This window comes from Stenotrophomonas sp. YJH_SMC_27 (assembly GCF_059369815.1).
Genome location: NZ_JCAFTA010000014.1, coordinates 45964 through 58904, shown reverse-complemented (window position 1 = coordinate 58904; position 12941 = coordinate 45964). Strand labels below are relative to the sequence as shown.

Below are 12941 nucleotides of genomic sequence, written 5' to 3'. Positions count from 1 at the left end.
GCTCCTCGATGACTTACGGCAGGACGCCCAGCAGCTCGACGTCGAACGTCAAAGTCGCGTTCGGGCCGATCGGGCCGCCGGGAGTGCCGTTCTCACCGTAGGCGAGTTCGCCCGGAATCCAGAAGCGGTACTTCGAACCGACCGGCATCAGCGCAACGCCTTCGGTCCAGCCCTTGATCACCTGGTCCAGGCCGAACTCAGCCGGCTGGCGGCCGTAGGAACTGTCGAACACGGTGCCGTTGAGCAGCTTGCCTTCGTAGTTCACGCGCACCTTGCTGCTCGGCAGCGGACGCTCGCCGCTACCCGGGCGGATCACCTGGTACTGCAGGCCCGACGCGGTGGTCACCACGCCCGGCTGGGTCTTGTTCTTGGCCAGGAACGCATTGCCTTCCTCGCGGTTGGTCTGCGCAGCGGCGGCGGCCTTGGCCTGCATTTCGGCCTGCTTGCTGCCCATGAAGGCCTGAATGGTGGCGGTCGCGTCAGCTTCCGTCATCTTCGGCTGTCCCTTGCTCAGGCCGGTGCTGATCGCGTCAAACAGCGAGGCGACGTCGATGTCATCCTTCAGCTGCGCCAGCGACGGGCCCACCGAGTAGGAACCGATCATCTGCGAGACCTTGACGCGGTCGACCTTCGGCGGCTGCGAACCCGGCGCCACGCCCGGCACCTGCTGGCCGCTGCGGGCCATCACGACCTGGCGCAGGGCCGCGTCGGTGGCCTTGGCCTGTTCCTGGGTGATCTGCGGCTGCAGGCCTTCGAACGAACGCTCCACGGCGGTGCGCAGCGCGGCCACGTCGATCTCATCGGCGATCGGAGTGAACGACTTGGCCACGTCCAGGCCGATGGCGTAGCCCAGCTTCTGCTTGGGGGAATTCAAGGTTGCGGTCTCCTTGGCGGCTGCGGGGGCAGCCGGTTGTTGCGACAGAGCGACACCCGAAGTGCCCATCGCCAGAATCAGAACCGACGCCGCGGCGCCGCGCATTCCCATCTTCATTCGCTGCATTCCTGGAAGTGTCTGGGCGCCGACGTCGGCGCGAAAAGGATCATTGTCGCACGCATGCCGTCGATGTCGAGGCATGCGTGCCGGATATCAATGCGTGGCGGCGGCCGCCAGCGCCTTGTCGATGGCCGCGATCAGCTGCGGATCGTCCGGCGTCACCTTGCTGGCGAACTGGGCGATGACCTTGCCATCGCGGCCCACGAGGTACTTGTGGAAGTTCCAGGCCGGCGCAACGCCGGTCGCTGCGGTCAGCCGCTGGTACAGCGGCGTGGCCTGCGGACCGACCACATGCACTTTCTCGAACATCGGGAACCTGACGCCGTAGGTCAGGGTGCAGAAGTCCTGGATCTGCTTCTCGTCACCGGGCTCCTGGCCCTTGAAATCGTTGGACGGGAAGCCGAGCACCGCGAAGCCCTTGCCGGCGTACTGCCTGTGCAGCGCCTCCAGGCCTTCGTACTGAGGGGTATAGCCACACTTGCTGGCGGTATTGACCACCAGCAGCACCTGGCCGTGGTAGCGCTGCTGCAGGTTGACCTGCTGCTTGCCAGCCAGCGGCCGGTAGCTGACGTCGAGCAGGTCGGCGGCCAGCGCATTGGCCGAGGCTGCCAGGCCGAGGGCCAGCAGAGTCAACAGGGACAGGCCGCGGAAGCGGTGCGGGAAGGCGGTCGACAGGGGCATGGGAACGTTCCGCAATAGCCGTTTCAAGGGTCCGGCCAGCATCGGCCGGGAATCGGCCGAACTATAGCACCGGGCCCTGTGGCACCTGTCGGCCCCGCCGTGGCACAGCTTTGCCGGGCTTGGCGACAGCATGTGGGAAACGGCCGCGGCGCGTCGTCATTGACATAGGATTGACGTGACTGAATGGAAGGCGGTCAGGGAAGCCGGTTTTACCAAACAATTTTTCCTTTATTATCAATTGCCTGGATGGATATGGCGCGTTCTTGACCGCCCCTGCCATCAGTTGGGTGATGTGGGGGCTTGCACCCCGGCGTGCCGGTGTTATAGTTGCATACAACACCAGTCACCTGAGACAGGGGGAAGCCATGAACGTCCGGATCCGTCGCAACCTCACCGCACACGCGGCCGTCGCTGTTTCGACCCTGCTCGTGCTGGCCTGGTGGGCCACGCCCACCGCCCCTGCTTCTGCCGCTGCCGAAAGTGCGCAGGACGCGACGCTCTCCCCGGCAGGGAATGCCACCCCCTCCTCCCCCCCTCCCCCGCGTCGGCTGCACAGCGCGCTGTCCATGCCGTATTTCTCGTTCGCCCAGCCGCTGATCCCACGGAGCTGAACATGAGCGACATCCAGTGGAGCGACGGCGCTCCCATCTACCGTCAGTTGAAGGAGCGCGTGATCGCCATGATGCTCGACGGAATCCTCAAGCCGGGCGATGCCCTGCCTTCGGTGCGCCAGGTGGCCGCCGACTATCAACTCAACCCCATCACCGTTTCGCGCGCCTACCAGGAACTGGCTGACGAAGGCCTGGTGGAGAAGCGCCGCGGCCTGGGCATGTTCATGACCGAGCAGGCGGCTACGCAGCTGCGAAGCAGCGAGCGCGACCGTTTCCTCAACGAAGAATGGCCGGCGGTCCTGGAGCGCATCCAGCGCCTGGGCCTGAGCCTCGACGAATTGCTGCCCCAGGGGAAAGTCTGATGAAGAGCACTGCAAGTGAAGCGGTCATCACCGCCCGAGGCCTGCGCAAGGCCTACAAGACCACGGTTGCCCTCGACAACGCCAGCTTCAGCATCCCAAGCGGGCGCATCGTCGGCCTGATCGGGCCCAATGGCGCCGGCAAGACCACCGCGCTGAAGGCCATTCTTGGCCTGACCTCGGTGGAGGGGGACCTGAGCGTGCTCGGGCGTGACCCGCGACTGCACCGCGACGAACTGATGAATGACATCTGCTTCATCGCTGATGTCGCCGTGCTGCCGCGCTGGTTGAAGGTCCGCGAAGCGATCGACTTCGTCGCTGGCGTTCACCCGCGCTTCGACCGCGCCCGTTGCGAACGCTTCCTGGCCAACACCAAGCTGCAGCCGAAGCAGCGCGTGCGGGAGCTGTCCAAGGGCATGATCGTGCAGCTGCACCTGGCGCTGGTGATGGCCATCGATGCCCGCATCCTGGTGCTGGACGAGCCGACACTGGGCCTGGACATCCTGTACCGCAAGGAGTTCTACCAGCGCCTGCTGGAAGACTACTTCGACGAACAGAAGACGATCATCGTCACTACCCACCAGGTGGAGGAAATCGAGCATATCCTCAGCGACGTCATGTTCATCCGTGATGGCCGCATCGTGCTCGACGCTGAAATGGACGACGTCGGCCAGCGCTATACCGAGCTGCTGGTCAATGCCGAACAGCTGGACACCGCCCGCGCATTGAAGCCGATCGACGAGCGCAGCCTGGCGTTCGGCAAGACGGTGATGCTGTTCGATGGCGTGCCGCGCGCCCAGCTTTCCTCCCTCGGCGAGACCCGCATCCCGGGCCTGGCCGACCTGTTCGTCGCCATCATGAAGGGGACCTACGCATGAACGCCGTCAACCACCCCGTCAGCCCGATCGGCACCCTGCGCTGGCTGCTCAAGCGCGAGTATTGGGAGAACCGCGGCGGCTTCCTCTATGCACCGTTGATCGCCGGACTGATCTCGCTGGTGATGAGCACCATCGGCATCGCGTTCGGCCTGTTCGCGCTGCATCGTGCCGCGCGCGACGGCGGCCTGCACATCGACGGCGAAGATGTGAACATCAATGGCCTGGACCTGGCGCTGCTCACCCGCGACATCAGTGCCAAGGACCTGGCCGATCTCGGTAACGGCCTCGACCTGACCCTCGTGCTCAGCTCGGCGTGGCCATTCCTGGTCCTGGCCTTCGTGGTGTTCTTCTACTGCCTGGGCGCCCTGTACGATGACCGCCGCGACCGCAGCATCCTGTTCTGGAAGTCGCTGCCGCTGTCGGACACCCAGACGGTGCTGTCCAAGCTGATCAGTGCGCTGATCGTGGCCCCGCTGATCGCGGTGATCGCTGGCATCATCACCATGCTCGGCTTCATGCTGGTCATCAGCATCGTCGCGCTGATGCACGGTGGCAGCCCGATGACCCTGATCTGGGGCCCGGCCAGCCCGTTGACCCTGGCTGCCGGCCACCTGAGCTGGATTCCGGTCTACGCGCTGTGGGCCCTGCCCACCGCCGGCTGGCTGCTGCTGTGCTCGGCCTGGGCCAAGAGCAAGCCGTTCCTGTGGGCGGTGATGCTGCCGCTGTTTGCCGGCGTCATCGTCAGCACCACCAAGATCATGCCGCTGTTCGGTCTGACCACCGGCTGGTTCTGGCAGAACATCGTCGGCCGCCTGCTGCTGGGCGGCGTACCCGGCATGGACCTGCTGTATCGCCTCGGCGCAGGTGAAGGGTCGCGCCGCGATCTGGACTCGGTGGTCAGCCTGATGTCCCCTGCCTCGCAGCTGAAGTCGCTGGCGATGCCGGAACTGTGGATCGGTGCGGCCGTCGGTGCAGTGTTCATCTTCCTCGCCATCCGCCTGCGCAAGCGCGCCGGCGAGATCTGACTCCACCCATCCGGAGGCACCACCCATGCGTTCCCTGCTCGCCTGTTCTGCGTTGTTGCTGTTGCCGCTGTCGGCGCTGGCCGCCGATGCCCCTAACTGCAAGTTCACCGCTGCCCGTACGTTGAAGCTGGAGACATCCGGCGCCAAGGCGGTGGTGTTCGAGGTGAACCAGCATGACCTGAAGGTGGTCGCCAGCAAGGGCGGTGGCCAGCTGGATGGTCGCGCCTGCGCCTCCAGCCAGGAATGGTTGGACCAGCTGGTGCTGGATCAGCGGAAGGAAGGCGACAAGCTGGTGGTCAGCCTGCGCCGCGATGGCCGTCAAAGCGGCATCAGCCTGGGCAACAGCTATGCCTGGCTGGACATCCGCGGCAGCGTGCCGGACAACCTGCCGCTGCAGCTCAAGGTCGGCTCCGGCGATGCCAGCGTGGAAAACGCGCAGTCACTCAGCGTGGACGTCGGTTCCGGTGACGCCGTGGCCCGCGGAACCCGTGGCAGCATTCACGCCGCAGTGGGTTCGGGCGACCTCAACATCGATGGCGGCGGCTCCCTGAACCTGCTCTCGCTGGGTTCCGGCGACGTCACAGTACGCAACATCACCGGCGACGCCAGCACCGGTACCGTCGGCTCCGGTGACCTGAAGATCACCGATGTGCGTGGCAACGCGCGGCTGGATACCGTGGGCTCGGGTGACATCGAGTTCAAGCGTGTGCAGGGCAGCGTTGAAGTGGGCGTGGTCGGCTCCGGCGGGGTCGATCTGGCCGATATCGGCGGCAATGTGCATGTCCGCAGCCACGGTTCGGGCGACATCCACGTCGACGGGGTGCGCGGCACCCTGACCGTCGATCGCAGCGGCAGCGGTGACGTCGATCATCGCAACGTCAGCGGCCGGGTCACCCTGCCGCGCAGCAAGTAACCCTTTTCCAGACACCACCAGGGGAACACCATGAACCTGTTGCGCCTGCTGCCTGCCACCCTGCTGTGCCTGCCGCTGATCGCCTGCGGCGGCACGTCCTCCACGCCTGATACCACCGTCGGCAAAAGCGTGGCCGAGGCGACCAGCGGGGTCGGCCAGACGGTCAAGGAGGCCATGGACGATGCCCGCAAGGACATCGCCCAGGGCAACATCAAGATCTCGGCCGACAAGCAGCCGCGTGCGGAGATCACGCCGGACGGGCGGCTGCTGATCGGCGGCAAGGAAGTGCCGGCCGATGAGGCCCAGCGCCGGCAGCTGCTGGAATACCGCGGCCACGTCGTTGCCATTGCAATGGACGGCATGGATGTCGGCCTGGCCGGTGCCAAGCTCGGCGCCAGTGCTGCCGGAGAGGCCCTGAAGGGCATCTTCAGCGGCGACAGCGAGGGCATCGAGAAGCGGATCAATGCCGAGGCGGAGAAGATCGAAGCCCAGGCCAAGCGCATCTGCAACCGCATGCCGGCGATGCTGGCCAGCCAGCAGGCGCTGGCCGCATCGCTGCCCGCGTTCAGGCCGTACGCCACGATGGACCAGAGTGACGTCGACGACTGCGGCAAGGACACCGTGGTCCAGCGCTAGGCCTGTGACAGATCAGCGCACCCGGCCGGCAGCGGCGCCCCGCTGCCGGCCGTAACGTGCCGACCGGCTTACAATGTCGGCCCCGGACGCCCCCGAACCGAATGCCATGAAGAAGTTGTTCCTGCTGCTGGCCGCCCTGCTCTGCCTGGGCCTGGTCGGCTGTGACAAGGATTACCGCAACCACCGCGCCGAGCGCGGCAAGCCCAAGATTTCCGTCAGCGAAGGGATGGTGACCGTGCGTCGCCCGCCGGCACCGAACATCATCATCCTCGACGATGGCACGATGAAGGTGGACGAGATCCAGATCCCGCTCGACGAAGGGCAGAAGCAGATGCTGCAGACGATGTTCGGCCGGCTGCAGGTACTGCGCCAGAACACCCTGGTCGCCGCCCCGGCCGATCCCAACATGCAACCGGTGAAGATCCAGCCGCCGGAAGGCATGGAAGTGATCCCGGCCGACCTGGTCCAGCGCATCCCCGAGTTCAAGGACTACACCGACACCTTCGGCAACATCGTCGCCGACCGTCGCTGAAAAAACGCCGCCCCCTGGGCGGCGTTTCCTCTTGTAGAGCCGAGCCCATGCTCGGCTACTGCCCGGAATCTGAGCCGAGCATGGGCTCGGCTCTACAACAGCAGATCAACCGCCGGCGCCACCACCGCCAGCCTGGATGCCACCTGCGGTCAGCGCGGTGGGGTCCAGCAGGCGGCGCAGTTCCGCTTCCTGCAGGCCGCTGTCTTCCAGCGCTACGTCCAGCACCGGGCGCTGTTCCTTGTAGGCACGCTTGGCAATGGCCGCTGCCTTCTCGTAGCCGATGATCGGGTTCAGCGCCGTGACCAGGATGGGATTGCGCGACAGCGCCTCGGCAACACGGTCTTGGCGCACCTTCAGCCCGGCAATCGCGCTGTCGGCCAGCAGCCGCGACACATTGGCCAGCAGGCCGATGCCATCCAGCAGGTTCACCGCAATCAGCGGCAGGGTGACGTTGAGCTGGAAGTTGCCGGTCTGCCCGGCCACGGTGATCGCGGTATGGTGGCCAATCACCTGCGCACACGCCATCACGGTTGCTTCCGGAATCACCGGGTTGACCTTGCCCGGCATGATCGAGCTGCCCGGCTGCAGTGCCGGCAGTTCGATCTCGCCCAGCCCGGCCAGCGGACCGGCGTTCATCCAGCGAAGATCATTGGCGATCTTGATCAGCGCCACCGCCAGTGCATTGAGCTGGCCGGACAACTCCACTGCATCGTCCTGCGCGGCCAGGCCTTCGAACTTGTTCTCGGCGCTGTCGAACTTGAAACCGGTCTGTTGCTTCAGTTCCTTGGCTACCTGCGCGCCAAAACGCGGGTCGGCGTTGATGCCGGTGCCGATGGCGGTGCCACCCAGCGGCAGGCGGCGCACGCGCTTAAGGCTGTCTTCGATGCGCTCCTGCGCAGAGGCCAGCTGCGCCGACCATGCGCCGAACTCCTGCTCGAAGGTCAGTGGCATCGCGTCCATCAGGTGGGTACGGCCGGTCTTGACCACCTTGCGCAGGCTGCGGCCCTTCTTGTCGAGGGTCTTGCGCAGGTGCACCAGCGCCGGCAGCAGCTGTTCGTGCGTCGCCAGCACCGCCGACACGCGCAGCGCGGTCGGGATCACGTCGTTGGAGCTCTGCCCCTGGTTGACGTGGTCATTGGGATGCACGGTGGTCTTGCCCGCCTTGCCGGCACGGTTGGCCAGGGTGGCGATGACCTCATTGGCATTCATGTTCGACGACGTGCCCGAACCGGTCTGGTAGACGTCGATCGGGAAGTGCGCGTCCCAGTTGCCGGCGGCCACTTCGGCAGCAGCGGTCTGGATGGCCTTGGCCACGTTCTTCGGCAGGTGGCCCAGCTCGGCGTTGACGCCGGCGGCAGCGCCCTTGACCAGGCCCAGGGCACGGATGAAACCGCGCGGCATGCGCTGGCCCGACACCGGGAAATTCTGCACGGCACGCTGGGTCTGGGCGCCCCACAGGGCGTCCGCAGGCACCTGCAGCTCGCCCATGCTGTCGTGTTCGATTCTGAAACCCTTGCTTGCAGCTTTGCTCATTGCATCAACTCCGCACTACTTCAATTGGGGAAAGGGAAGCGGCGGCTGGCAGGGTGTCGCTTCCCGGGCTGGCGGCTGCGCCAACGATACTCCCTTGCCCGCAGCGTGGGATGACGAGGACGGGCCAGAACGTTCCGTCCGCAGGGCCGTGTTGTAGAGCCGAGCCCATGCTCGGCGTCCCGCAGGCCGCCGGATTCTCCGAAGCAGCCGAGCGTGGGCTCGGCTCTACAGGGCACGCCCCGCCGGCACGTCGTAGAATATCGGCCCCGCCGCTCGTCCCAGCCCTGCCGACATGTCCGATTCCGCCCTGCTCGCCCTGTCCCCGCTCGATGGCCGCTATGCCGGCAAGGTCGACGCGCTGCGCCCGATCTTCTCCGAATACGGCCTGATCAAGGCCCGCATCACGGTCGAGGTGGAATGGCTGCTGGCGCTGGCCGCCGAACCGGGCATCGTCGAACTGGCGCCGTTCTCCGACGCCGCCGTCGCCCGCCTGCGCGACCTGGCCGCCCGCTTCAGCCCGGCCCAGGCCGCGCGCGTGAAGGAGATCGAGCGCACCACCAACCATGACGTCAAGGCGGTGGAGTACTTCATCAAGGAACAGCTGAAGGACGACGCCGAACTGGCCCCGGCGCTGGAATTCGTGCATTTCGCCTGCACCAGCGAAGACATCAACAACCTCAGCTACGGCCTGATGCTGGAACAGGCCCGCCGTGAAGTGCTGCTGCCGACCCTGGACGGCATCGCCAGCACCCTGCGCAGCCTGGCCCACGCCCAGGCCGGCCAGCCGATGCTGTCGCGCACCCACGGCCAGACCGCCTCGCCGACCACGCTGGGCAAGGAGCTGGCCAACGTGGTCGCTCGCCTGGAACGCCAGCGCGGGCAGATCGCCGCGGTCGAACTGACCGGCAAGATCAACGGTGCCGTCGGCAACTACAACGCCCACGTGGCCAGCTACCCGGACGTGGACTGGCCGGCCTTCGCCGAGCGCTTCGTGACCGGCCTGGGCCTGGTATTCAACCCGTACACCACGCAGATCGAGCCGCACGACAACGTGGCCGAGATCGGCGATGCCGCACGCCGCGCCAACATCATCCTGATCGATCTGGCTCGCGACATCTGGGGCTACATCTCGCTGGGCTATTTCAAGCAGCGCCTGAAGGAAGGCGAAGTCGGCTCGTCGACGATGCCGCACAAGGTCAACCCGATCGATTTCGAGAATGCCGAAGGCAACTTCGGCATCGCCAACGCGCTGTTCGAGCACTTCAGCGCGAAGCTGCCGATCAGCCGCTGGCAGCGTGACCTGACCGATTCCACCGTGCTGCGTGCACTGGGCACCGCGTTCGGCCACAGCCAGGTGGCGCTGGATTCGCTGGCCAAGGGCCTGGGCAAGCTGGAAGTGAACCCGCAGCGCCTGGATGCCGATCTGGACGCGGCCTGGGAAGTGCTGGCCGAGGCCGTGCAGACGGTGATGCGCCGCCATGGCCTGCCGAACCCGTACGAGCAGCTGAAGGCGCTGACCCGTGGCCAGGGCATCACCGCCGAGTCGATGCGTGCGTTCGTGCAGGGGCTGGAGCTGCCGGCGGATGCGAAGCAGCGCCTGCTGGAGATGACCCCGGGCAGCTACACCGGCCTGGCCGAGTCGCTGGCGAAGAAGATCTAAGGGGTTTGCTTGCGGCGGCGGCCGCGGGCGCTGCCTGCGGCAGGCAACGGCAACGGCAACGGCAATAGCAACGTCAAGAGCGGCTCTGGATTGCTGCTAACTGGGCGGGCCGGGAGGGGCCAGCGGGACACGCCGTAAACCCATCCATGGGGGCTCGATGGCGCCATCCATGGCGCCAACGGTCCCGCTGACCCCTCCCGCCCCACCTCTGACAGATTTCCGGTGACGGATCGAAGAGCGTAGGGTTGTCGGGGCGGAATTTGAAAGAGGGACGCGGCTTCGCCGCGTCCGTCTTTGTTTGAGGGTCTTTTGTAGAGCCGAGCCCGTGCTCGGCTGCTTTTGGGCGTGGGCAACAGCAAGCCGAGCGTGGGCTCGGCTCTACAAGGGCATGAGCAAGCGCAGCGCGCGACCCGCTTTTGCCTTTGATTTTCTTCTTCCATTCCGTGGCGGGCCCCGCAGGAAACTGTCAGGGGCCGGGCGGGTGGACCATGCAGGGGCGTTGGCGCCATGGATGGCGCCATCGAGCTTACAGGGACGTACTTGCAGCGTCCCCTGCATGGCCCACCCGCCCGGCCAAGCCCATGAAGCCGGTCGACTAACAGTCGACCCTACCAAGATGTCGCCACGAGGGGCTCCGCCGTTGGCCGGCACCCCGCGACAAACCACCGCACGTGCGCAATCCCCACGAACGTCGGACAATGCAACCCATGGCGGCCCGCCACGCCGCCCCTCCCGCTTTCCGCTGCAAGGATTCCCCCATGGCCGCCCGCAAGTCCTCCGCCCCCCTGATCGAAGTCACCGCCCGCCCCGGCCAGCCGCTGGGCATGGCGCCGGCCACCTTCCTGCGCGACTTCTGGCAGAAGCGCCCGCTGCTGATCCGCAACGCCTTCCCCAATTTCCAGACCCCGGTGCAGCCGGAAGACCTGGCCGGGCTGGCCTGCGAGGAAGGCGTGCTGGCGCGCCTGATCGAGCACGACAAGACCCAGGACGGCTGGCGCGTGCGCACCGGCCCGTTCCAGGAAGACGTGTTCCCCGCCCTGCCAGACCACGATTGGACCCTGCTGGTGCAGGACGTGGACAAGTGGGACCCGGACGTGCGCGCCCTGATCGAGCACTTCAGCTTCCTGCCGCGCTGGCGCATGGATGACGTGATGATCAGCTTCGCCGCCACCGGCGGCTCGGTCGGCGCCCATGTCGACCAGTACGACGTGTTCCTGCTGCAGGCCCACGGCCATCGCCGCTGGCAGATCGATGCCAGCGAATCGATCAAGGGCAGGCAGCCGCCGCTGGGCTTCCGCCCGGACGTGGAGCTGAAGCTGCTGAAGGTGTTCAAGCCAACCCACGACTGGGTGCTGGCGCCGGGCGACATGCTCTACCTGCCGCCGAACGTGCCGCACCACGGCGTCGCCGAAGACCCCTGCCTGACCTTCTCCTTCGGCATGCGCGCGCCGTCCTCGGCCGAGCTGATCAGCGACTACCTGGACACCCTGATTGCCGATGCCGACGAGAACATCCGCTATCAGGATGCCGACCTGAAGGTGCCGGCCGACCCGAACGAGATCGACACGGTGGCGATGGCGCGGGTGATCACCGCGCTCAACGCCATCCGCATGAACGACCCGGACAAGCTGGGTGACTGGTTCGGCCGTTTCATCACCACCTACCGCGCCGCCGGCGAAGTGATGGCTCACCAGGCCGCTCCCGCACCGGAGGAAGTGGTCCAGGCCCTGGCCTCGGGCCTGCTGCTGCAGCGTCACCCCTGGGCGCGCCTGGCCTGGCGCCGGGCCAAGCGTGGCGCCAGCCTGTACGTCAGCGGCCAGGACTTCGCGCTGCCGGTGAAGGACGCGCAGCGCTTGGCCGGCGCCGAGCAGCTCGATGCCGCCGCCTATCGCGGCCTGTCCGACAAGGGCCGCGCGGTGGTCCAGCAGCTGTTGGCCGGTGGCGTGTTCCAGCTGATCGATCCGAACGAGGTGTATGACGCTGAAGATGAGGATGACGGCGAAGACGCCGTGGTGCTCGGCGAAGTGGTTGAAGGCCGTGACCGTGTCGACGCGATCGACGCCGACGCGGTGTCCGACGATGTCCACACCGTGACCGTGCACGACGACGGCATCGAGGTCATCGTCAACTTCGAGGATCACGACGAAGACGACAGCGACGACGGTCGCGCCTGAGCCCTGCCGCCATGGTCCGGGTCCAGCAGGTCAGCCACGCCGACGCCCACGTTGCCATCCACGACGTGCGCCAACGCGTGTTCGTGCAGGAACAGGGCATCGCCGCCGAACTGGAACGCGACGCGCTGGACCCGGTCAGCGCCCATGTGCTGGCGCTGGACGCCGAGGGCCTGCCGGTCGGCACCGGCCGCTTGGCCCCCGATGGCCGCATCGGTCGCATGGCGGTGCTGGCCGACCATCGCAGCCAGGGCGTCGGTGAGGCCCTGCTGGAGGCACTGGTGGAGGCCGGGCGCCGGCTCGGCCTGGCCGAACTGCACCTGCACGCCCAGCTGCCCGCCCGCGACTTCTATGCCCGCCAGGGCTTCCTGCCCGAGGGCGAGGTGTTCGAGGAGGCCGGCATCGGCCACCAGCAGATGCGGCGGCGGCTGGGCGCGGCCAGCGCCATCGACAGCCGCGCCGAGGCCGTGGCGGCCACTACCGCCGTCATTCACCGCGCCCGTCGCCGGCTGTGGCTGCACAGCCGCCAGCTCGACCAGGGCCTGCTCGACACGCCTACGGTGCAGGCCGCGCTGCGCCGCTTCGTCACTGCCCGCCACGACAAGCAGCTGCGGGTGATCGTGCACGATGCCGCTGCGATCGCCGCTGCCGGCGCCCCACTGCTGGCGCTGGCCCAGCGCCTGCCCAGCGTGGTCCGGTTCCGCGAGGTCAGCGATCCGGTCGACCGTGCGTTGGCCTCGGCCTGCCTGCTCAACGATGCGGGCGACTTCTACTTTCGTCTGATCGGCCATCGCCTCGACGGCGAGGCCGGCATCGCACTGCCTGCACGTTCGCAGCCGTTCGAGCAGCAATTGCTGCGTGTCTGGGACCGTTCGCGCGATTGCAGCGAACTGCGCGCGCTCGGCATCTGAGCCGGCGCCGCCGACCCAACCTGTCTGGAACCGGCAC

The 12941-nt window shown here is 66.8% G+C and carries 13 protein-coding genes; 10 read left to right on the top strand and 3 right to left on the bottom strand.

Annotated features, from left to right (window positions below; translation table 11 throughout):
* Window positions 1-13: 13 nt before the first annotated feature.
* Window positions 14-991, bottom strand: coding sequence for an FKBP-type peptidyl-prolyl cis-trans isomerase (locus AC5P7R_RS18155; RefSeq protein WP_019660399.1), 978 nt, complete (start codon window positions 989-991; stop codon window positions 14-16).
* Between the two features lie 96 nt (window positions 992-1087).
* Window positions 1088-1675 (bottom strand): glutathione peroxidase, encoded by a 588-nt coding sequence (locus AC5P7R_RS18150; RefSeq protein WP_019660400.1) that lies wholly within the window; start codon window positions 1673-1675, stop codon window positions 1088-1090.
* Between the two features lie 365 nt (window positions 1676-2040).
* Between AC5P7R_RS18150 and AC5P7R_RS18145 the strand changes: the two genes are divergently transcribed.
* The 7 genes from AC5P7R_RS18145 (at window position 2041) to AC5P7R_RS18115 (ending at window position 6629) form a co-directional block, all read left to right on the top strand.
* Window positions 2041-2286, top strand: coding sequence for a hypothetical protein (locus AC5P7R_RS18145; protein WP_032955307.1), 246 nt, complete (start codon window positions 2041-2043; stop codon window positions 2284-2286).
* Between the two features lie 2 nt (window positions 2287-2288).
* Window positions 2289-2648, top strand: coding sequence for a GntR family transcriptional regulator (locus AC5P7R_RS18140; protein ID WP_006453095.1), 360 nt, complete (start codon window positions 2289-2291; stop codon window positions 2646-2648).
* Complete coding sequence (locus AC5P7R_RS18135; RefSeq protein WP_019660401.1) at window positions 2648-3523, top strand: ABC transporter ATP-binding protein; 876 nt, start codon at window positions 2648-2650, stop codon at window positions 3521-3523. Before AC5P7R_RS18140 ends, AC5P7R_RS18135 begins: the two co-directional genes overlap by 1 nt.
* On the top strand, window positions 3520-4548 hold the full coding sequence (locus AC5P7R_RS18130; protein WP_019660402.1) for an ABC-2 transporter permease: 1029 nt from the start codon (window positions 3520-3522) through the stop codon (window positions 4546-4548). Before AC5P7R_RS18135 ends, AC5P7R_RS18130 begins: the two co-directional genes overlap by 4 nt.
* A gap of 25 nt (window positions 4549-4573) precedes the next feature.
* Window positions 4574-5461, top strand: a complete 888-nt coding sequence (locus AC5P7R_RS18125; RefSeq protein ID WP_021202713.1) for a DUF4097 family beta strand repeat-containing protein — start codon at window positions 4574-4576, stop codon at window positions 5459-5461.
* 30 nt (window positions 5462-5491) lie between these two features.
* Window positions 5492-6097 carry a YggN family protein gene (locus AC5P7R_RS18120; protein ID WP_021202712.1) on the top strand — a complete coding sequence of 202 codons (606 nt, stop codon included), beginning with the start codon at window positions 5492-5494 and terminating at the stop codon, window positions 6095-6097.
* A 106-nt stretch (window positions 6098-6203) separates the two neighbouring features.
* Window positions 6204-6629 carry a hypothetical protein gene (locus tag AC5P7R_RS18115; RefSeq protein WP_134732531.1) on the top strand — a complete coding sequence of 142 codons (426 nt, stop codon included), beginning with the start codon at window positions 6204-6206 and terminating at the stop codon, window positions 6627-6629.
* Window positions 6630-6734: 105 nt separating this feature from the next.
* On the opposite strand, the gene AC5P7R_RS18110 is transcribed toward AC5P7R_RS18115, so the two are convergent.
* Complete coding sequence (locus tag AC5P7R_RS18110; RefSeq protein ID WP_021202710.1) at window positions 6735-8162, bottom strand: class II fumarate hydratase; 1428 nt, start codon at window positions 8160-8162, stop codon at window positions 6735-6737.
* A 292-nt stretch (window positions 8163-8454) separates the two neighbouring features.
* Between AC5P7R_RS18110 and purB the strand changes: the two genes are divergently transcribed.
* The 3 genes from purB (at window position 8455) to AC5P7R_RS18095 (ending at window position 12904) form a co-directional block, all read left to right on the top strand.
* Window positions 8455-9822 (top strand): adenylosuccinate lyase, encoded by a 1368-nt coding sequence (purB, locus tag AC5P7R_RS18105; protein ID WP_111101755.1) that lies wholly within the window; start codon window positions 8455-8457, stop codon window positions 9820-9822.
* A 758-nt stretch (window positions 9823-10580) separates the two neighbouring features.
* Window positions 10581-11996, top strand: coding sequence for a ribosomal protein uL16 3-hydroxylase (locus AC5P7R_RS18100; protein WP_019660408.1), 1416 nt, complete (start codon window positions 10581-10583; stop codon window positions 11994-11996).
* 11 nt (window positions 11997-12007) lie between these two features.
* Window positions 12008-12904 carry a GNAT family N-acetyltransferase gene (locus AC5P7R_RS18095; RefSeq protein WP_021203039.1) on the top strand — a complete coding sequence of 299 codons (897 nt, stop codon included), beginning with the start codon at window positions 12008-12010 and terminating at the stop codon, window positions 12902-12904.
* Window positions 12905-12941: the final 37 nt, after the last annotated feature.

Bases quoted from the DNA above. Each gene is read 5' to 3' on its own strand.
- AC5P7R_RS18125 (WP_021202713.1), top strand. From the start codon at position 4,574: ATGCGTTCCCTGCTCGCCTGTTCTGCGTTGTTGCTGTTGCCGCTGTCG.
- AC5P7R_RS18100 (WP_019660408.1), top strand. From the start codon at position 10,581: ATGGCCGCCCGCAAGTCCTCCGCCCCCCTGATCGAAGTCACCGCCCGC.
- AC5P7R_RS18155 (WP_019660399.1), bottom strand. From the start codon at position 991: ATGAAGATGGGAATGCGCGGCGCCGCGGCGTCGGTTCTGATTCTGGCG.
- AC5P7R_RS18115 (WP_134732531.1), top strand. From the start codon at position 6,204: ATGAAGAAGTTGTTCCTGCTGCTGGCCGCCCTGCTCTGCCTGGGCCTG.
- purB (WP_111101755.1), top strand. From the start codon at position 8,455: ATGTCCGATTCCGCCCTGCTCGCCCTGTCCCCGCTCGATGGCCGCTAT.
- AC5P7R_RS18130 (WP_019660402.1), top strand. From the start codon at position 3,520: ATGAACGCCGTCAACCACCCCGTCAGCCCGATCGGCACCCTGCGCTGG.
- AC5P7R_RS18150 (WP_019660400.1), bottom strand. From the start codon at position 1,675: ATGCCCCTGTCGACCGCCTTCCCGCACCGCTTCCGCGGCCTGTCCCTG.
- AC5P7R_RS18135 (WP_019660401.1), top strand. From the start codon at position 2,648: ATGAAGAGCACTGCAAGTGAAGCGGTCATCACCGCCCGAGGCCTGCGC.
- AC5P7R_RS18120 (WP_021202712.1), top strand. From the start codon at position 5,492: ATGAACCTGTTGCGCCTGCTGCCTGCCACCCTGCTGTGCCTGCCGCTG.
- AC5P7R_RS18110 (WP_021202710.1), bottom strand. From the start codon at position 8,162: ATGAGCAAAGCTGCAAGCAAGGGTTTCAGAATCGAACACGACAGCATG.
- AC5P7R_RS18145 (WP_032955307.1), top strand. From the start codon at position 2,041: ATGAACGTCCGGATCCGTCGCAACCTCACCGCACACGCGGCCGTCGCT.
- AC5P7R_RS18140 (WP_006453095.1), top strand. From the start codon at position 2,289: ATGAGCGACATCCAGTGGAGCGACGGCGCTCCCATCTACCGTCAGTTG.
- AC5P7R_RS18095 (WP_021203039.1), top strand. From the start codon at position 12,008: ATGGTCCGGGTCCAGCAGGTCAGCCACGCCGACGCCCACGTTGCCATC.